Source organism: Cellulomonas flavigena DSM 20109 (assembly GCF_000092865.1).
GTDB lineage: Bacteria > Actinomycetota > Actinomycetes > Actinomycetales > Cellulomonadaceae > Cellulomonas > Cellulomonas flavigena.
In genome coordinates, this window is sequence record NC_014151.1 from 1550898 (window position 1) to 1568923 (window position 18026).

General features: G+C 74.3%; 19 protein-coding genes. 9 read left to right on the top strand and 10 right to left on the bottom strand.

Annotated elements, in window-relative coordinates; translation table 11 throughout:
* The first annotated feature begins 103 nt into the window (after positions 1-103).
* On the top strand, positions 104-1306 hold the full coding sequence (locus CFLA_RS07055; protein WP_013116629.1) for a baeRF2 domain-containing protein: 1203 nt from the start codon (positions 104-106) through the stop codon (positions 1304-1306).
* Between the two features lie 10 nt (positions 1307-1316).
* Here CFLA_RS07055 and CFLA_RS07060 read toward each other — a convergent pair whose 3' ends face one another.
* From CFLA_RS07060 to CFLA_RS07100, 9 genes are all read right to left on the bottom strand, one after another.
* Positions 1317-3125, bottom strand: coding sequence for an AMP-dependent synthetase/ligase (locus tag CFLA_RS07060; protein WP_013116630.1), 1809 nt, complete (start codon positions 3123-3125; stop codon positions 1317-1319).
* The gene (locus CFLA_RS07065) at positions 3122-3595 is read right to left on the bottom strand and encodes a hypothetical protein (protein ID WP_013116631.1); all 474 of its coding nucleotides are present in this window, start codon (positions 3593-3595) and stop codon (positions 3122-3124) included. Before CFLA_RS07065 ends, CFLA_RS07060 begins: the two co-directional genes overlap by 4 nt.
* A gap of 97 nt (positions 3596-3692) precedes the next feature.
* Positions 3693-4466, bottom strand: coding sequence for an amino acid ABC transporter ATP-binding protein (locus CFLA_RS07070; RefSeq protein WP_013116632.1), 774 nt, complete (start codon positions 4464-4466; stop codon positions 3693-3695).
* Positions 4463-5284: an amino acid ABC transporter permease gene (locus CFLA_RS07075; protein ID WP_013116633.1), complete on the bottom strand. Its 822-nt coding sequence runs from the start codon at positions 5282-5284 to the stop codon at positions 4463-4465. The genes CFLA_RS07070 and CFLA_RS07075 overlap by 4 nt, the downstream gene beginning before the upstream one ends.
* Complete coding sequence (locus CFLA_RS07080) at positions 5284-6069, bottom strand: transporter substrate-binding domain-containing protein (protein ID WP_013116634.1); 786 nt, start codon at positions 6067-6069, stop codon at positions 5284-5286. Before CFLA_RS07080 ends, CFLA_RS07075 begins: the two co-directional genes overlap by 1 nt.
* Before the next feature lie 177 nt (positions 6070-6246).
* Positions 6247-8907: a valine--tRNA ligase gene (gene valS, locus CFLA_RS07085; protein ID WP_013116635.1), complete on the bottom strand. Its 2661-nt coding sequence runs from the start codon at positions 8905-8907 to the stop codon at positions 6247-6249.
* Between the two features lie 45 nt (positions 8908-8952).
* Positions 8953-9648 (bottom strand): DUF305 domain-containing protein, encoded by a 696-nt coding sequence (locus tag CFLA_RS07090; protein WP_013116636.1) that lies wholly within the window; start codon positions 9646-9648, stop codon positions 8953-8955.
* The gene (locus CFLA_RS07095) at positions 9645-10283 is read right to left on the bottom strand and encodes a thioredoxin-like domain-containing protein (protein ID WP_013116637.1); all 639 of its coding nucleotides are present in this window, start codon (positions 10281-10283) and stop codon (positions 9645-9647) included. Before CFLA_RS07095 ends, CFLA_RS07090 begins: the two co-directional genes overlap by 4 nt.
* A gap of 77 nt (positions 10284-10360) precedes the next feature.
* Positions 10361-10912: a CGNR zinc finger domain-containing protein gene (locus tag CFLA_RS07100; protein ID WP_013116638.1), complete on the bottom strand. Its 552-nt coding sequence runs from the start codon at positions 10910-10912 to the stop codon at positions 10361-10363.
* Between the two features lie 144 nt (positions 10913-11056).
* Here CFLA_RS07100 and CFLA_RS07105 point away from each other — a divergent pair, with 144 nt between their 5' ends.
* From CFLA_RS07105 to CFLA_RS07140, 8 genes are all read left to right on the top strand, one after another.
* Positions 11057-12067 carry an EamA family transporter gene (locus tag CFLA_RS07105; RefSeq protein WP_245530316.1) on the top strand — a complete coding sequence of 337 codons (1011 nt, stop codon included), beginning with the start codon at positions 11057-11059 and terminating at the stop codon, positions 12065-12067.
* A gap of 107 nt (positions 12068-12174) precedes the next feature.
* Positions 12175-12594 carry a hypothetical protein gene (locus CFLA_RS07110; RefSeq protein WP_013116640.1) on the top strand — a complete coding sequence of 140 codons (420 nt, stop codon included), beginning with the start codon at positions 12175-12177 and terminating at the stop codon, positions 12592-12594.
* A gap of 1 nt (position 12595) precedes the next feature.
* On the top strand, positions 12596-12823 hold the full coding sequence (locus CFLA_RS07115; protein WP_013116641.1) for a helix-turn-helix transcriptional regulator: 228 nt from the start codon (positions 12596-12598) through the stop codon (positions 12821-12823).
* A gap of 22 nt (positions 12824-12845) precedes the next feature.
* Positions 12846-13853 carry a zinc-binding dehydrogenase gene (locus CFLA_RS07120; RefSeq protein WP_013116642.1) on the top strand — a complete coding sequence of 336 codons (1008 nt, stop codon included), beginning with the start codon at positions 12846-12848 and terminating at the stop codon, positions 13851-13853.
* Positions 13854-13883: 30 nt separating this feature from the next.
* Positions 13884-14498: a nucleoside/nucleotide kinase family protein gene (locus tag CFLA_RS07125; protein WP_043600094.1), complete on the top strand. Its 615-nt coding sequence runs from the start codon at positions 13884-13886 to the stop codon at positions 14496-14498.
* Between the two features lie 117 nt (positions 14499-14615).
* On the top strand, positions 14616-15587 hold the full coding sequence (locus CFLA_RS07130; protein WP_052302813.1) for a TIGR03557 family F420-dependent LLM class oxidoreductase: 972 nt from the start codon (positions 14616-14618) through the stop codon (positions 15585-15587).
* Entirely contained in the window at positions 15584-16378 is a 795-nt protein-coding gene (cofE, locus tag CFLA_RS07135) for a coenzyme F420-0:L-glutamate ligase (RefSeq protein WP_013116645.1), read from the top strand. The genes CFLA_RS07130 and cofE overlap by 4 nt, the downstream gene beginning before the upstream one ends.
* Positions 16375-16794: a hypothetical protein gene (locus CFLA_RS07140; protein WP_222836825.1), complete on the top strand. Its 420-nt coding sequence runs from the start codon at positions 16375-16377 to the stop codon at positions 16792-16794. Before cofE ends, CFLA_RS07140 begins: the two co-directional genes overlap by 4 nt.
* 1 nt (position 16795) lies before the next feature.
* Here CFLA_RS07140 and CFLA_RS07145 read toward each other — a convergent pair whose 3' ends face one another.
* Positions 16796-17995: a DUF418 domain-containing protein gene (locus CFLA_RS07145; RefSeq protein WP_013116647.1), complete on the bottom strand. Its 1200-nt coding sequence runs from the start codon at positions 17993-17995 to the stop codon at positions 16796-16798.
* Positions 17996-18026: the final 31 nt, after the last annotated feature.

An 18026-nucleotide genomic window follows, 5' to 3' on the forward strand; every position in this document is an offset into this window, starting at 1 on the left:
CGCCGGTTGGCGCGGGCCCGCGCGGTGACCCAAGGTAGAGGGGTCAGCCCCCCGGGGTACCGGTGGTGCCGTCGCGGGGGACGTGCACGCAGGAGGAGTCCCTATGCACCTGCACTGGCTCAAGCCGCTGCTCGGCCGTCCGGCCCCGTTCGTCACCGTCCACCTCGACGCATCGCCGGCCGAGGTGGCCGGCGAGTCGGGGCCCGTCGAGCGGTGGCGCGCGGTACGCCGGGACCTCGAGCGCGACGGCGCCCCCGCCGCGCTCCTCGACGAGATCGCCGAGCGCGTCGCACAGCCGGACGGCCGGCGCGACCCGCACGGGCGCGCCCTGGTGGCCGACGCGGACGGTGTGGTGGTCGACCGCGTGCTGCGGGCCGCGCCCGTCGCCTCGACCGGCACCTACGGGCCTGTCCCGGCCCTCGGCCCGGTGGTCCGCGCGAGCGAGGAGAGCGTCAGCGTGCTCGTCGTCGCGGTCGACCGCACGGGTGCGGACCTGCGGTGGGGCGACGCGGAGGACGGTGCGTACCGCGGGCCGGTGACCGAGACCATCGACGGTGGCCACGACGACGTCCACAAGGTCCGCGAGGGCGGCATCGAACGGCGCGGGCAGACGCGCGCGGAGGACTCCTGGCAGCGCAACGCCGAGTCCGTCGCGGCCGTCCTCGACAAGCGGCTGCGGGACAAGCGGCCCGACCTCGTGGTGCTCACGGGTGACGTGCGCACCGTCCCGCTCGTGCGGGACGCGCTCGCGCAGCACGCGCGCGAGCTCGTCGTCGAGGTCCCCGGTGGTGGGCGCGGCGAGGGGATCCGCGAGGCCGCGTTCGCCGCTCGGGTCGCCGAGGCCGTCACGGCGCACCGCACGCGCCGGCGCTCCGCGCACGTCGAGCGCTACCGCGAGGCGCACGGCCGCGGCGAGGGTGCCGTGGCCGGCCTGGACGACGTGGTCGACGTGCTGCGGCGCGCGCAGGTGGACGAGCTCGTGGTGAGCGCGGCGGCGTTCGACGCCGGGTTGTCGGACCGGACGCTGTGGGTCGGCCCGGGCGTGCTCGACATCGCGACGTCGCGCTCCGACCTCACGGCGATCGGCGTGGTCGACGGCGATGCACGCGAGATGCCCGCGCAGGTCGCCCTCATGCGTGCGGTCGTCGGCCAGGACGCGGGCGTGACGTTCGTGGAGGAGGAGGACGGCGACGTCGAGCTCGTCGACGGGATCGGCGCGACCCTGCGCTGGGCCGACGAGTCGACGCCCAGCGAGTCCGTGCCGTCGCAGTCCGCGGACAGCCGCCGGCTGCGCAACGTGGGGTAGACGAGGGGCGTCAGTCGCGCGTGTCGACGTACAGCGCGTCGACACGCGCGGCGAAGTCCCGCAGCACGGCCGCGCGCTTCACCTTGAGCGACGGCGTCAGGTAGCCGTTCGCCTCGGTGAAGTCCGTGGTCAGCACCTCGATCTTGCGGATCGACTCGGCGCGCGACACCGCCTCGTTGGCGCGGTCCACGGCGCGGTCGAGCGCCTCGCGGACCTGGGGGTGCGCGGCGGCGGCCACGACGTCCATCGGGGGTAGCCCGTGCATGGCGAGCCAGCCCGGGAGCATCTCCGCGTCGAGCGTGACGAGCGCGCCGATGAACGGGCGCTGGTCGCCCACGACGACCACCTGGCTGACGAGCGGGTGCCCCCGCAGCCGGTCCTCGAGGACGGCGGGCGCGACGTTCTTGCCGCCCGCGGTGACGATGATCTCCTTGCTGCGCCCGGTGATCCGCAGGTAGCCGTCCTCGTCGAGCGTGCCGATGTCGCCCGTGCGGAACCAGCCGTCGACGACGGTCTCGGCGGTCTCCTCGGGCATGTGGCGGTAGCCGCGGAACACGTGCGGGCCGGCGATCCAGATCTGGTCGTCGTCGTCGACGCGCACGGACGTACCGGGCATCGGCGGGCCGACGGTCCCGATCTTCGTCAGGCCGGGGCGGTTCACGGCCGTCGGCGCGGTGGTCTCGGTCAGGCCGTAGCCCTCGAGCACCTGCACGCCGATGCCGCGGTAGAAGTGGCCGAGCCGCTCGCCGAGCGGCGCGCCGCCGGAGACGGCGAACTCCGCGCGCCCACCGAGGACGGCCCGCAGCTTGCGGTGCACGAGGCGGTCGGCGAGGCGGTGCTGCGCGCGCAGCGCGGCGCTCGGGCCGTCGGGCGTCTCGAGGGCGCGGGAGTACGCGATCGCGACCTTGGCGGCCCAGCGGAAGATCCGCAGCGCGGCGCCGGAGCCGGCCTTCTGCTCGGCGGAGTTGTACACCTTCTCGAAGACGCGGGGGACGGCCAGCAGGTACGAGGGCTGGAACGACGCGAGGTCCGGCAGCAGGTTGCGCGTGTCGGGGGCGTGCCCCATCACGGCGCCGGACTCGACGCACAGCACCTGGATGAAGCGAGCGAAGACGTGCGCCAGCGGCATGAACAGCAGCGTGCGCGACGTGGGCTTGGAGACGACCTCCGCGAGACCGACGGCGCCGTTGCGGCACAGTTCGACGAAGTTGCCGTGCGTGAGCTCGACGCCCTTGGGGCGGCCGGTGGTGCCTGACGTGTAGATGACGGTCGCGAGGTCGTCGCCGCGTGCCAGCGCGCTGCGCCGGTCGACCTCGGTGTCCGGAACGTCGGCGCCGCGCGCCACGAGCGTGCCGACGGCGTCCTCGTCGATGACGAGCACCTCGGTCAGGCCCGGCAGGTCGTTGCGCACCTGGGCCACGACGGCCGCGTGCGCGGCGGTCTCGACGACCGCGAGACGCACCCCCGAGTCCGACGCGATCCAGCGGACCTGCTCGGCCGACGACGTCTCGTACACCGGCACGCCGACCGCGCCGGCAACCCACACGGCGAAGTCGACGAGCGTCCACTCGTAGCGCGTGCGGGACATGATCGCGACGCGGTCGCCCGGCTCGATCCCGGACGCGACCAGGCCCTTGGCGATGGCCCGGACCTCGGCGACGAACGCCGCGACCGTGACGGGCTGCCACGTCTCCCCGAGGCCGGTCTGCCGCTCGGCGAACACGTCGTCGGGGTCGCGCGCGAGCCGGGCTGCCAGCATCGTGCAGATCGACGCCGCCGGGTCCGGAGGTACGAGGGCGGGGGAGGTGGTGTCGGTCATCGGGGCTCCTGGTCGGGGCTCGGGACGGGGCTGGGGGAGAGGGCGAGGTCGGGACCTGTGGACGGCGCGACGGCGCGGGCGAGGAGCGCGCGTCGTCGCCCGGCCAGCGCCAGGAGCGCCGCGCTGCGCTCGTCGAGGAACGCGTCGTACGCCGCGCGCGTCAGACCGAGGTCGTTCTCCGAGCGGAACCCGGGGTGCGCCATGAGCGTGACGAGCGTGCGCGCCTCGCTCTCGATCGCGGGGACGTCGAGCGCGGCCGGGTCCCCGGCGTCGTCGCCGTCGACCGCTCGCTCGAGGACGTCGAGGAGCGCGTCCGCGCTGCGCAGCATCGCCCGGAATCGGTCCTCGTCCCAGCGGCCGGCGACGCGCAGGGTGAGCGCGAGGTACGCGTCGTCGTCGTCCGGCCACCAGGTGGCGACCATGGCCGCCCGCGCCGGGTCGACGAGCCCGGAGTGCTCGTCGACACCCATGACGCGTCCTTTCCCGGTGGCCGTGCACGTGCTGCGCGACGCGGACCAGGCTAGGGCACGCGGACCCGTCGCACCCGGGTCGGAGGGCCGGTGCGGGTCAGTCCTGCGGGTGCCGGTGCGTCGGGTCGAGGACGCGCTGGAGGAACGTGCGGGTGCGCTCCTCGTGCGGGGCGCCGATCACCTGCTCGGGCGGCCCGGACTCCACGACGACGCCGTCGTCCATGAACACGACGCGGTCGCCGACCTCGCGGGCGAACGCCATCTCGTGGGTGACGACGATCATCGTCATGCCGGCGTCGGCGAGGTCGCGCATGACGCCGAGGACGTCGCCGACGAGCTCGGGGTCGAGCGCCGACGTGGGCTCGTCGAACAGCATGAGCTGCGGGTCCATGGAGAGCGCGCGGGCGATGGCGACGCGTTGCTGCTGGCCCCCGGACAGCTGCCCGGGCATCGCACCCGCGCGGTCCGCCAGACCGACGCGCTCGAGGTTGGCCGTGGCGATGCGCTCCGCGTCGGCGCGCGAACGGCCCAGCACGCGGCGCTGGGCCATCGTGCAGTTCTCCAGGACGGTCCGGTGGCCGAAGAGGTTGAACTGCTGGAAGACCATGCCGACGTGGGTGCGGACGCGGTCGATGTCGACGTCGGGGTCGGTGACCTCGGCGCCGAGCACCTCGATGGTGCCGGACGTCGGCTGCTCGAGGAGGTTCACGCAGCGCAGCAGCGTCGACTTGCCGGAGCCCGACGGTCCGATGACGCACACGACCTCGCCGCCGGCGACGTCGAGGTCGATGCCGCGCAGGACCTCGCGGTCGCCGAACGACTTGTGCAGGTTGCGGACCTGCACCACGGGACGGGTGGCGTCGGCGGTCATGCGTGCCCTCCGGTGCGTCGCTCGAGCCGGCGCGCGAGGAAGCCGAGCGGGATGGTGATGACGAGGTAGCAGGCCCCGACGACGAACAGGCCGGTGAGCCCGCCGGACGCGGTCGACAGCGCGTCGCGCCCGACCTTGGTGAGCTCGAAGAACTCCGGCGTCTGGCCGAGCACGAACAGCAGGGAGGTGTCCTTCGTCAGGAGCAGCACCTCGTTCGTCAGCGGAGGCATCACCGTGCGGAACGCCTGCGGCAGCACGACCTCGATCATGGTGCGGGTGTGCGACATGCCCAGCGAGCGCGCGGCCTCCACCTGGCCGCGGGGGACGGCCTGGATGCCGGCGCGGACCGTCTCGGAGATGTAGGCGGCCGAGACCGAGCCGAGGGCGATCGCCGCGATGGCGGTGATGGAGGTGAGCGCGACCCCGAAGGCGATGGGGACCGCGTACCCGACCGCGATCACCACGAGCAGCGCCGGGATCCCGCGGAAGAACTCGACGTACGTCGTCGAGATCCACCGGTAGGGAGCGACGGACGACAGGCGCATCAGCGCCAGCAGGGTCCCGAACGTCAGCCCGACCCCGAAGGCCGCCAGCGTGTACGTGACGGTGTTGAGGAACGCGCGCGGCAGCTTGTCGAGCATCTCGCCCGCCGCGGCGGGGTTGAAGATCGTCTGCCCGACGGTGCTCCAGTCGGCGGTCGCCAGCAGCACGACGAGCACGGCCAGCAGCACCGCGTACTGCACGCCGCGTGACACCCGCGCCCGCCGGCGCGGGCTCATGCGCGCCCGTCCGACGGGAGCGGCGAGGTCGACGGACATCAGTCCGTCGCGGCGCCCGTACCGAAGTACTGGGCGACGAGCGTGTCGTAGGTGTCGTCCTGCGTGATCCGCGCGAGCGTCGCGTTCGCGGCCTCGAGGAGGGCCGTGTTGCCCGTGCGGACGGCGAAGCCGTACTGCTCACCCGTCTCGACGACGAACGCGACCTCGAGCTCGTCGTCGACGTACGACTCCAGCACGGTGACGTCGTTGACGACCACGTCGACCTGGCCGTTGCGCAGCGCCTGGATCTGCAGGCCGAGGTCCTCGAACTGGACGCCCTCGAGCCCCTGCTCCTCGACCCAGGAGGCGCCGGTCGTCGCCTGCTGCACGCCGACCTTGAGCCCCGCGAGGTCGTCCTCGCCGGCGACGGCGGAGCCCGCGGCGACGAGGACCCCCTGGTCGGCGTCGAAGTACGCGTCGGTGAAGTCGACGTTCTCCTCGCGCGCGTCGGTGATGGTGATCGCGGACGCCGCGATGTCGCACTGGCGCGCGTTGAGTGCGGCGCCGGACTCGATCGCGTCGAAACCGGTGTTGAGCGGCCGCAGCTCGACGCCGAGGTCGGCCGCGATCTCGGCGGTGAGCGCGATGTCCAGGCCGACGATCTCGCCGTCCTCCTCGTACTCGAACGGTTCGTACGGCGGGTTCGTGCAGACGGTCAGCGTGCCGGAAGTCACGAGGGCGAGCTCCCCGTCTGCCGCATCGTCCCCGGAGCCTGAGCCGGAGCACGCGGCCAGGGCGAGGAGGGCGGCACCGGCGAGGGCGGCGGCAGGCAAGGGGTGGCGCATGAGGGGTCCTTCCGAGCGGAGCGATGCGCGCATAAATATACGCTGCACATTATGGCTATCCGATGCAGGGTTGTGCAGGGGACCTCGGTCCCGACCTTGCCACCGCCGGCCCCCTGTCGCGCGCGCAGGGGCCGCGCCCTGCCGGACGCAGCCCCTGCCTGCCCGGACGCACCCGCCTCAGCGCGGTGCGGCCTCGCCCAGGCGGGCGTCGCGCGCCACGACGGTCTCGCCGTCGCCGCCGGCGATCTCGAGCGTGCCCGTCGCGCGCCCGGCGTTGCGGACGTCGTCCAGCGCGGCCTCGACTCCAACGCGCAGCGCGGCGGGCACCTCGAGGACGGCGTGCTCGACGGGCGTGCGCATCGAGACCTTCGCCTCGGACTTCACCTTGCGCAGCGCCGCGAGCGCAGCGCCGGCGCCCGCGACCAGGCCCGGGTCGGTGTCCCCGGCGGCGGCGCGCAGCGTGGCGCTCGTCGGCCAGGGCTGCCGGTGCACCGTGCCCTCGCGCCACCACGACCAGACCTCCTCGGTCGCGTACGGCAGCACGGGGGCGAAGAGGCGCAGCAGCGTGTCGAGCGCCAGGCCCAGGGCGGCGCGCGCCGAGGCGGTCTCCGGCGTCACGTCGGCCGCCGATGCGCCCGCGCCGTACGCGCGGTCCTTCACGAGCTCGAGGTAGTCGTCGCAGAACGTCCAGAAGAACGTCTCCGTGAGCTCCAGGGCGCGCGTGTGGTCGTACGCGTCGAGCGCGGCCGTGGCCTGCTCGACGACCTCCGCGAGCCCGGCGAGCATCGCGCGGTCCAGCGGCTGCGTGACGGCTGCGGCGTCGAGCGACACCGGCTCGTCGGCGGGACCGAACGACAGCACGAACTTCGAGGCGTTGAGGACCTTGATCGCCAGGCGGCGGCCGATCTTCATCTGGCCGACCTCGAAGGCCGCGTCGGTGCCCAGGCGCGCGCTGGCGGCCCAGTAGCGCACGGCGTCCGACCCGTGCTCCTCGAGCAGGCCCAGCGGCGTGACGACGTTGCCCTTGGACTTGCTCATCTTCTTGCGGTCGGGGTCGAGGATCCAGCCGCTGATCGCCGCGTGCTTCCACGGCAGCGAACCGGACTCGAGGTGCGCCCGCACGACCGACGAGAACAGCCAGGTGCGGATGATGTCCTGACCCTGCGGCCGCAGGTCCATGGGGAACGTGCGCGCGAACAGGTCCGGGTCGTCGAGCCAGCCGCACACGATCTGCGGCGTCAGCGAGCTCGTCGCCCAGGTGTCCATGATGTCGGGGTCGCCGACGAAGCCGCCGGGCACGCCGCGCTGGTCCTCGGTGTAACCCGCCGGCACGTCGCTCGACGGGTCGACCGGCAGGGCCGCCTCGCCCGGGAGCAGCGGTGCGTCGTACTGCGGCTCGCCCTGCTCGTCGAGCGGGTACCACACGGGGATCGGCACGCCGAAGAACCGCTGGCGCGAGACGAGCCAGTCGCCGTTGAGCCCACCGACCCAGTTCTCGTAGCGCACGCGCATGAAGTCGGGGTGGAACTCCAGCTCGCGCCCGCGGCCCAGGAGCTGCTCGCGCAGGTCCTCGTCGCGCCCCCCGTTGCGGATGTACCACTGCCGGCTCGTGACGATCTCGAGGGGCTTGTCGCCCTTCTCGTAGAAGTTCGCCTTGCGCTGCGTCGGCACCGGCTCGCCCAGCAGGTCGCCGGTCTCGCGCAGCCCGGCGACCACGGCCTCGCGCGCGCTGAACGTCGTCTTGCCCGCGAGCTCGGCGTACCGCGCGCGGCCCTCGTCGGTCGTCAGCCACTCGGGGGTGTCGCGCAGGACACGCCCGTCGCGGCCCACCACCGAACGCGTCGGCAGGCGCAGCTCGCGCCACCACTGCACGTCGGTGAGGTCGCCGAAGGTGCAGCACATCGCGATGCCGGCGCCCTTGTCGGGCTCGGCCGCGGGGTGCGCGAGCACCGGCAGCTCGACGCCGAACAGGGGGCTGGTCACGGTGGTGCCGAACAGGTGCTGGTAGCGCTCGTCGTCGGGGTGCGCGATGAGCGCCACGCACGCGGGCAGCAGCTCGGGGCGGGTCGTCTCGATGACGACCTGCTCGCCGTCCGGGCGGTGGAACGCCACCTTGTGGAAGGCGCCGGGGTAGTCGCGCGCCTCGAGCTCGGCCTGCGCGACGGCCGTCTGGAACGTCACGTCCCACAGGCCCGGGGCCTCGGCCTGGTACGCCTCGCCGCGCTGCAGGTTGCGCAGGAAGGCGCGCTGCGAGACCGCGCGGGCGGTCGAGCCGATGGTCTGGTAGGTCATCGACCAGTCGACGGACAGGCCCAGGCGGCGCCACAGCGCCTCGAACTGCAGCTCGTCCTCGGCGGACAGCCGCTCGCACAGCTCGATGAAGTTGCGCCGCGACACGGGCACCTGGTCGCCCGGCTTGATCGACTTGCCCTCGCCGCCCTCGTGCGGCGGCACGAAGCCCTCCACGTAGGGCAGCGACGGGTCGCAGCGCACGCCGTAGTAGTTCTGCACGCGGCGCTCGGTGGGCAGGCCGTTGTCGTCCCATCCCATGGGGTACAGGACCTCGCGCCCGCGCATGCGCTGGAACCGCGCGACGACGTCGGTGTGCGTGTAGGAGAAGACGTGGCCGACGTGCAGCGAGCCCGACACGGTCGGGGGCGGCGTGTCGATCGAGAACACCTGCTCACGCTCGGCCGTGCGGTCGAACGTGTACGTGCCCTCGTCGGCCCACGTCCGCGACCAGCGGTCCTCCAGGCCGTCGACCGTCACCTTGTCCGGTACCTGGCGGGCGGCGCGTGCGCTCGTCGGGGTCTCGGGCCGGGGGGTCTGGTCGCTCATGGTGCACCATCCTCCCAGATCGGGGAGGTCCGGCGCGCACGCGCGTCAACCGGGCAGGGGCCCGCCACGCGCCTCCAGGAGGTCCTCCAGCACGACCTGCTCGCGGGTCTGGGAGTCCACGATCCCCCGGGCGAACCGCACGACCTCGCCGTGCCGCGCGTGCTCGGCGGCGTACCGGGCCATCTCGACGCCGCCCGCGTGGTGCTCGATCATCAGCGCGAGGAACAGCCGCTCCGCCGTCACGCCCTCGGCGTCGCGCAGCGTGGCCAGGTCCTCGGGCTGCACCCAGCCGGGCATCGCGGACAGGCCGCCACCGGGCGTGGCGTGCGCGTGCCCCCCGTCGGACATCCAGGCCATCGGCCCGTCGGGCGACGCCGGCGGCAGGCCCCACAGGCGCAGCCAGGCGGCCATCTGACCGATCTGCTGCTGCTGGATCGTGAGGATGTCGAGCGCGATCGCGCGCAGCGTCTCGTCGTCCGAGCGGTCACGCAGGAGCACGGCGAGCTCGACGGCCTGCGCGTGGTGGGCCTGCATGTCGCGGGCGAACCCCGCGTCGACCGAGCGGTCCGTCGGCGCGGCGGCATCGGGGCGCGCGACGAGCGTCGCCCCGACGCCGACGCCGACGAGCAGCGCGAGCGCGACGAGCACGGCGACGACGACGCGGCCCGTGGCGGACAGGCCGCCGAGCGCGTGCCCCAGTGCGGAGCGCGCGGGTGCCTCGTCGTCGTCGGGCGAGGTCACGCCGGGGCGCCGATGCCGTTGCTGCAGAGCGCCCCGGCCTCGGGCAGGTCGGGGTTGAGCAGGTACTTGCGCAGGAAGACCTTCAGGCGCTCGTCCGTGGCGTCGTCCACCTGGAGCTGGTAGCCCCACGCGGAGGCGACGACGGGCGAGGGCAGGCCCTCGTAGGGCGAGACCAGCACGTACGTCTGGCCGTCGGCGAGCGCGTGCAGGGCGGCGACCTGGTCCGCAGGGAGGGCGGGGTCGTGCGTGAACCAGACGGCCCCGTGCTCGAGGGAGTGCACCGCGTGCTCGTTCACGACGGGGGCCTCGTAGACGCCGCAGTTCTGCCACACCGCGTCGTGCTCGCCGCCCGTGGGCGGCGTCTGCGGGTAGTCGACCTGCGTCGTCACGTGCGTGAACTCGTGACCCTCGAACTTCTCGACGCCCTCGATGTCCGCGGCGGCCTGCGCCTCGAGCTCCGACACCCGGCGCGCCTCTCCGGCGAGCACGAACGCGGTGACGGCCACCAGGACGGCGACGAGGCCTCCGGCGACGCTCGCGACGAGGACGGTGCGCCGACGTGCCGCGCGGCGCTGCTCGGACTGGACCTGCGCGAGCCGCGCTGCTCGCTCGTCGCGCTGGGGGGTCTTGCTCATCGCGGGTCTCCGTCTCGCTGCCGGGCCATCGGGCGGCCAGGGTAACGGAAGTTGACTCGTCAACGAAGCGGGGGTGGCTACTCCGTCCCCGCGCGGCGCGCCCGGTACGCCGCGACGTGCGCGCGGTTGCCGCAGGAGTTGACGTCGCAGAAGCGGCGCGAACGGTTGCGGGAGAGGTCGACGAGGACCGCCGTGCACCCCTCGCCCTCGCAGACCTTCATGCGCTCGTACTCGTCGGACCGCACGACGTCGACGACGCCCATGGCGGTCTCGACGACGACGACCGTGCCGAGGCTCGCGCCGGGCGCCGTGGCGTGCAGGTGCCAGTCGACGGCGTCGTGCCGGACGAGGAAGGGGGTGGCGTCGGCCTCGCGCAGCATCGCGTTGACCAGCTCCGCCGCCTCGTCGCGGTCGACCTCCCACAGGCGCGCGACGCGCGCGCGAGCCGCCTGGACGTGCGCGACCTCGGCGTCGTCGCGGTCGTGGCGGCCGGTGTAGCCCCAGCGCGTGAAGAACCCGTCGACGTCCGCGACGGTCGCCATCGCGTCGTGTCCGTCGCGGCGGCGCGCGGTGTTGACGAGCTCGACCGCGGCGAGCAGGTTGAGCTCGGTGTCACGAGCGAAGACCACATTGACTCCTGTCCGGGGGCGCGGTTACGGTCACGAGCATAGGAGCGCACGGCTGCTGCGCAGCCCGCTCCGGGGTGCCGGGAGGTCCGGCGCCGGGGTCCCGTCACGACCGAGCGCACGCGCGCAGGTGCCCGCCGGGTCGACGTGCGGGAGGACGACGTGCAGGGCGCTGCTGCGGGCACCGGGACACGGGGCGTCGGGATCGTCGCGGGGCTGGTCGCCGCCCTCGCGTTCGCCACGAGCGGGCCGGTGGTCAAGCCGTTGCTCGCGGCCGGGTGGAGCCCGGGCGCCGCGATCGTCGTGCGCCTGACGCTCGGCGCCCTGCTCCTGGCCGGGCCCGCGGCGTGGGCGTTGCGCGGGAGATGGGCGACGCTGCGCACCGACTGGCCGACGGTGGTCGGGCTCGGGCTGACGGGCGTGGCCGGCGCCTCGACGTTCTACTTCTTCGCCGTCGAGCGGCTCCCCGTCGCCGTCGCGCTCCTCGTCGAGTACACCGGCCCGCTGCTCCTGCTGCTGTGGGCGTGGGTCCGCACGCGCCGGGTGCCGTCGCGCGCGACGCTCGTCGGCGCGTCCCTCGCCATGGGAGGGCTCGTGCTCGTCCTCGACGTGACGGGGGCCGTGCGTCTCGACCCGGTGGGTCTGCTGTTCGCCGGTCTGGCCGCGCTGGGCAACGCCGCCTACTTCGCGTTCACGGCGCGGCCCATCGCGCTGCCGCCGGTGAGCCTGGCCGGTGCGGCCATGGCGGTCGGCGCGGCCGTGGTCGGTCTGCTCGCGGCGGTCGGGCTGCTGCCGTTCGTCGCGCCCGACGTGCAGGTGGACGTGCTGGGTGCGCGCATGCACTGGGCCGTGCCGCTGCTCGTCGTCGGCATCGTGCCGACGGCGGTGGCCTATGGCGTCTCCGCCGTGTCGGTGCGCCTGCTGGGGGAGCGGCTCGCGTCGTTCCTCGCGCTGTCCGAGGTGCTGCTGTCGGTGGCGCTCGCGTGGGTGCTGCTGGGTGAGCAGCCGCTGGTCGTGCAGGGCGTCGGGGCCGTGCTCGTCGTCGCGGGCGTCGCGCTCGTGCGCCTGGGGGCCGAGCAGGACGTCGCGCACGGTGCGGCGCCTGCGCCCGCGGTCGACGTCCTCGAGGAGCGCGAGGTGGCGCCCGAGCCGGTCTGAGCCCCCGATCCCGGACCCGCGCACCCGATGTCAAGAATTCTTGACATCGGGTGGCGCCGCGCGGCACGCTCCTCGTGTCAAAGTTTCTTGACACGAGTGGAGGGGTGATGACGTACGAGGAGAAGGGCGCGTGGGTCTACGGGCTCGTCGCGGTCGCGGTGTGGACCGGGTACGCCCTGGTCGTCCTGCGGCTCGCCGCCGGTGGCCCGCTCGCCGCCGTCGACTACACGTCGCCGTTGCTGCGCAGCGTCGCGATCTCGGTCGTGCTCACCGCCGTCGGCCGCGTCGTCGTCGAGATGGTGCGCCCGAGCGAGACCCAGAAGGCCGACGTGCGTGACCGGGACATCGACCGGCGCGGCGAGTACGTGGGCGGGATCGTCCTCGCGGTCGCGATGGTCGGGCCGTTCGCCCTCACCCTGGCCGAGGCGGACCACTTCTGGATCGCCAACGCGATGTACCTCGCGTTCGTGCTCGGGGCCGTCGTCGCGAGCCTCGTCAAGGTCGTCGTATACCGCCGGGGATTCTGACGTGGGAGGCAGGCCCACGCGCGTCACCAACCGCATCCGGGCGCTGCGCACGGAACGCGGCGACATGACCCAGGCCGAGCTCGCCCGGCACCTGGGCGTCACCCGCCAGACCGTCATCGCGATCGAGCAGGGCCGGTACTCACCGTCCCTCGAGACCGCCTTCCAGATCGCGCGGGCCCTCGGCGTCCCGCTCGACGAGGTCTTCGACTACCCCGACGACGCGGACTGACGTGCCGCCCCAGGAGGCTGCCGTGCCCACCGAGACCCCCACCGACCGTTCCACCGGGACCATGACCGTCGTGGCGTTCGAGCGCTACGGCCCGCCCGACGTGCTGCGCGTCGTCCGTCGTCCCGTCCCCGTGCCGGGCCCGAGCGACCTCGTCGTCGCGGTGCGCAGCGTCGCCGTCGCGCGCGCCGAGATGGCGTTCCGCTCCGCCGACCCCGCCTTCGCACGGCTCGCCTCCGGCCTGCTGCGCCCTCGCCACCAGGTGCTCGGCGGGACGCTCGCGGGCGTCGTCACCGCGGCCGGCCCCGACGCGGGCGCCTGGCGCGTCGGCGCGCGCGTCGTCGCCCAGGTCGGCATGACCATGGGTGGCACCGCCGAACAGGTGCGCGTGCCCGCCGCGAACGTCGTGGCGCTGCCCGACGGCCTCACCGACGACGCGGCAGTCGCGGTCGTCGAGGGCGGGCTCACCGCACTGCCCTTCGTCCGCGACCACGCCCGGGCCCGTCCGGGTCTGCGGGTGCTCGTCAACGGCGCGGGCGGTGCGGTCGGCGCATCGGCCGTGCAGCTCGCCGTCCACCTGGGCGCGACGGTGACGGGCGTCTGCGGTCCGTCGCACGTCGACCTCGTCGCGGACCTCGGGGCGGCCGAGGTCGTCGACCGGCTCCGCACGCCGCTCGAGCGGCTGACCGGGACGTACGACGTCGTCCTCGACGCCGTCGGGACCAGCTCGCCGCGCGCCACCCGCCACCTGCTCGCACCGGGCGGCGCCTACCTCACCACGGTGCCGTCGCTCGGCACGGTCGTCCGCACCGCCACCCGGCGGCTGGAGCGAGGACGCACCGCCGCCGTCGCGTTCACCGGGCTGCGTCCCGTCGCGCAGCAGGTGGCCGACATGACGGTGCTGCTCGGCATGCTGCGCGCCGGGGACCTGCGGCCCGTCGTCGACCGTACGTACCCGCTCGTCGAGGCGGCCGCGGCGCACGCGTACGTCGAGGCCGGGCGCAAGGCGGGTGCGGTGCTGCTGCATCCCTGACGCGCGGCGACACGTGATGGGGTGGGAGCCGTGACGGTGCACCCGACGACCCCGGACGCGCTGGCCGCGCACGTCGTCGAGCACGTGCTCGACGTGCCCGGCCGGTGCCGCGTGCTCGTCGACGGCGCCGCGCCGCTGCGGCCGAGCCAGCTCGCCGACGCGCTCGTCGAGCCGCTGCGGGCCGCCGGCCGACCGGTCGTCCGCGTCCGTGCCGACGACTTCCTGCGGCCCGCCTCCGTGCGGTACGAGCACGGCCGCCACGACCCCGACGCCTACCTCGAGGACCGGCTCGACGTCGGTGCACTGGCCCGCGAGGTGCTCGACCCGTTCGGCGTCGACGGCACGTACCTGCCCACGCTGTGGGACCCCGTCCGTGACCGCGCGACGCGGGCGGCGCGCGCGCGGGCGGGGGAGCGGGCCGTGCTCGTGCTCGACGGCGAGCTCCTCCTCGGGCGGTGGCTCGACGCCGACCTCGCCGTGCACCTCACGGTGCGGCCCGCGACGCTCGCGCGCCGGCTCGGGCCCGACCGGGTCTGGCAGCTGCCGGCGTTCGCGCGCTACGAGGACGAGGTCGCGCCCCAGGACGTCGCCGACGTCGTCGCGCGCGTCGACGACCCCCGTCACCCCGCCCTCGTCGTGCGGTGAGCGCACCGACAGCCCATGGACCGGCCTCGCGTCGGCGGTCGCGGCTACGCTCGACGCAGGACATCGAGCAGCCGGGAGGCGCACCACGTGGCAGGTCTGACGGTCGGGTACGCGGCGATGCTGGAGCAGTTCCACCCGCGCGAGGCGGTGGAGCTGTCCGTGCACGCCGAGCAGCACGGTTTCTCCGGCGTCATGGCCGCCGACCACTTCGCCCCGTGGGTGCCCGCGCAGGGGCAGTCGTCGTTCGTGTGGAACGTGCTGTCGGCCGTCGGCGAGCGCACCACCGGCGACCTGGGCCCCGGCGTCACCGCGCCGACGTTCCGCTGGCACCCGGCGATGGTCGCGCAGGCGTCGGCCACGCTCGCCGCCATGTACCCCGGGCGGCACTGGCTGGGCCTGGGCTCCGGCGAAGCGCTCAACGAGCACGTCGTCGCCGGGTACTGGCCCGAGGCACCCGAGCGCATCAACCGCATGTTCGAGGCCATCGAGATCATCAAGAAGCTCTTCGCGGCCTCGCTCGCGGGCAAGGACGTCAAGCACGCCGGGCCGTTCTACAAGCTCGAGTCGACGCGCCTGTGGACCATGCCCGAGGAGGCCCCCGAGATCCTCGTCGCCACCGCGGGGCCCGTCACCGCCAAGCGCACCGGCAAGCACGCCGACGGCATCATCACCGTCGGCGCACCGCTGGAGAAGATCAGCGGCCTGTTCGGCAAGTTCGCCGAGGGCGCGCGCGAGGCCGGCAAGGACCCCGACGCCATGCCCAAGGTGCTGCAGCTCCACCTGTCGTGGGCGGACACCGACGAGGAGGCGCTCGCCCACGCGATGCGGGAGTGGCCCAACGGCGGCATGAAGTTCCCCAAGGCCGACATCCGCTCGCCCTTCGACTTCGAGCAGATGGCCAAGCTGGTGCGCCCCGAGGACTTCGAGGGCCGCATGGTCATCTCGTCCGACCCCGACGTGCACCGCGCCGAGATCCAGAAGTACGTCGACCTCGGGTTCGACCGCATCTACCTGCACAACGTCGGCCGCAACCAGCGCGAGTGGATCGAGGTCTTCGGCCGCGACGTGCTGCCCAAGCTCGCGCGGTGAGCGTGGGCGAGCTGCGCGTCTGGGCGCCCGACGGCATCCGTGAGATCGTCCCGGGCGACGACCTCGTCGCGCTGCTCGTCGCCGCGCTGCGCGCCGACGCGGCCGCGGACCCGGGTCATGCGCTCGTGGACGGCGACGTCGTCGTGGTCACCAGCAAGGTCGTCTCCAAGGCCGAGGGGCGCGTGGTCGCGGCCGACGACCGCGAACGGGCCATCACCGAGCAGACCGTGCGTGTCGTCGCGACACGCGAGCACGCCGGCGGCGTGACGCGGATCGTCGAGAACCACCTGGGGCTGGTCATGGCCGCGGCCGGTGTCGATGCGTCGAACACCCCCGAGGGCACGGTGCTGCTGCTGCCCGCGGACCCCGACGCGTCGGCGCGGGCGCTGCGCGCCGGTCTCACGGCCGCGTTCGGTGTCCGGCTGGGCGTGCTGGTCACCGACACGGCCGGGCGCCCGTGGCGGCAGGGTGTCACCGACCTGGCGATCGGCGCGGCCGGCGTCGACGTGCTCGACGACCTGCGCGGCCAGCTCGACACGTTCGGCCGCCCGCTGACGATGACCGTGGCCGCGGTGGCCGACGAGATCGCGAGCGCCGCCGAGCTGGTCAAGGGCAAGGCCTCGGGGCGTCCTGTCGCGGTCGTCCGGGGGGTGAGCCACGTGGTGACCGACGACGACGGGCCGGGCGCGCGCGTGCTGGTGCGCACCGGTCCCGACGACATGTTCCACCAGGGCTCCGCCGAGGCGTACGCGCAGGGGTGGAAGGACGCGCTCGAGCGTCCGGAGCGGTGAGCGTGGCCGCGACGGCCGCCACCGACGTCGTGCTCGTCGTCGACGCCGCGAACGTCGTCGGCTCTCGGCCCGACGGCTGGTGGCGCGACCGCGCGGGAGCAGCGGCGCGACTCCTCGACCGGTTGGCCGGGGTCGTCGCGACGACGGCGCCCGGCCCGGACGGCGGGGACGTGCGGCTCGCGCGGGTCGAGGTGGTGCTCGAGGGACGGGCGCGCGACGCCGCAGCCCCCGCAGTGCCCGGGCTCGTCGTGCACCGGGCGCCGCACGACGGCGACACCGAGGTGGTGCGTGTCGCCGAGGAGGTCGACGCGCCCGTGCTCGTGGTGACGGCGGACCAGGGCCTGCGGATGCGGCTCGGGGACGTGCGCGCCGTCGGGCCGGGGTGGTTGCTCGCCCTGCTCGACCCGGCGCGGTGACTCAGGCCGTGACGGGGCGGTAGACGAGCCGGCGGTAGAGCGCCTCGGCGGGTCCGCGGCGGCCGGTGGCCTCGAGCCCGACCGCGACGGCCACGGTCACGAGCCAGACGCCCACGGCCCACGCGGCGACCTGTGCGGCGCTCATGCCGACGCCCAGCGCGCCCGCCCAGGGTGCGAGCGGCAGCACGAACAGCACGGACTGCAGCAGGTAGCAGGTCATCGAGCGCTGCCCGACGGCGCGCAGCGCACGTCCGGCCGGGGACAGGGTGTCGAGCGTCGTGCCGCGGGCGGCGACCGCCCAGCCGACCAGCGCGGCGAACGCGAGCCCCCCGGCCACGCCCGTGAGCTGGTGCAGCGCCGCCGCCCCGTACGCCTCGAGCCTCGGTGCCTCGCGGAGCCCGGCGGCGATCGTGGCCTGCGGGAGCCCGCCGAGCACGCTGACGGCGAGTCCGACGAGCGCCGTGCGGCGCAGCAGCGCCAGGTGGTCCGCGGGGCGCTCGAGGACCTCACGGCGCGCGGCCCACAGACCGACCAGCACGAGCGGCACGGCGACCACCGCGCCGATCGGCGCGGTCGCGAAGCGGACCGTCCGGGACACGAGCGCAGCGAGCGCACCCGTGTCAGGCGGCACCTCGGCCGCCCCGGTGTCCGCGGAGAGTGCGAGCAGGGACGCGTGACCCATGGCCACTGCCGCGACCGCGAGCACGACGGCGACGACGAGCAGTGCGCGGTCCTTCGCGCGGACGAACACCACGGCCAGCAGACCCGCGAGCCCGTACGACGCGAGGATGTCGCCCTCGAACAGCAGCGCGATGTGCACGGCGCCGAACGCGACGAGCACGCCCGAACGGCGCCGCAGGTCGCCCCGGACCACCGGCCACGGCACCCCTGCGGCGGTGCGACGGCGCACCACCACGCCGATCCCGTACCCGTACAGCAGCGCGAACATCGGCATCGTCCGCCGGTCGACGAACAGGGAGACGAGTCCGTTGACGGCGCGGTCGAGCGTCGTGCTGTCCACCGGGCGTGATCCGAGCCCGGTGAAGTACGCCACGGCGTTGGCGAGCGCGATCCCGAGCAGCGCGAGACCACGCGCCACGTCCGGCGCCACGGCGCGCTGCGACGGTGGCACGGGGGCGACGTGGGCTGCGGCAGGCGGCACGGGGGCGGCCTGCGGCGGCAGGCCGGGCGACGCGGTCATGGCGTCATGGTGGCGGACGTCACGCACGCGC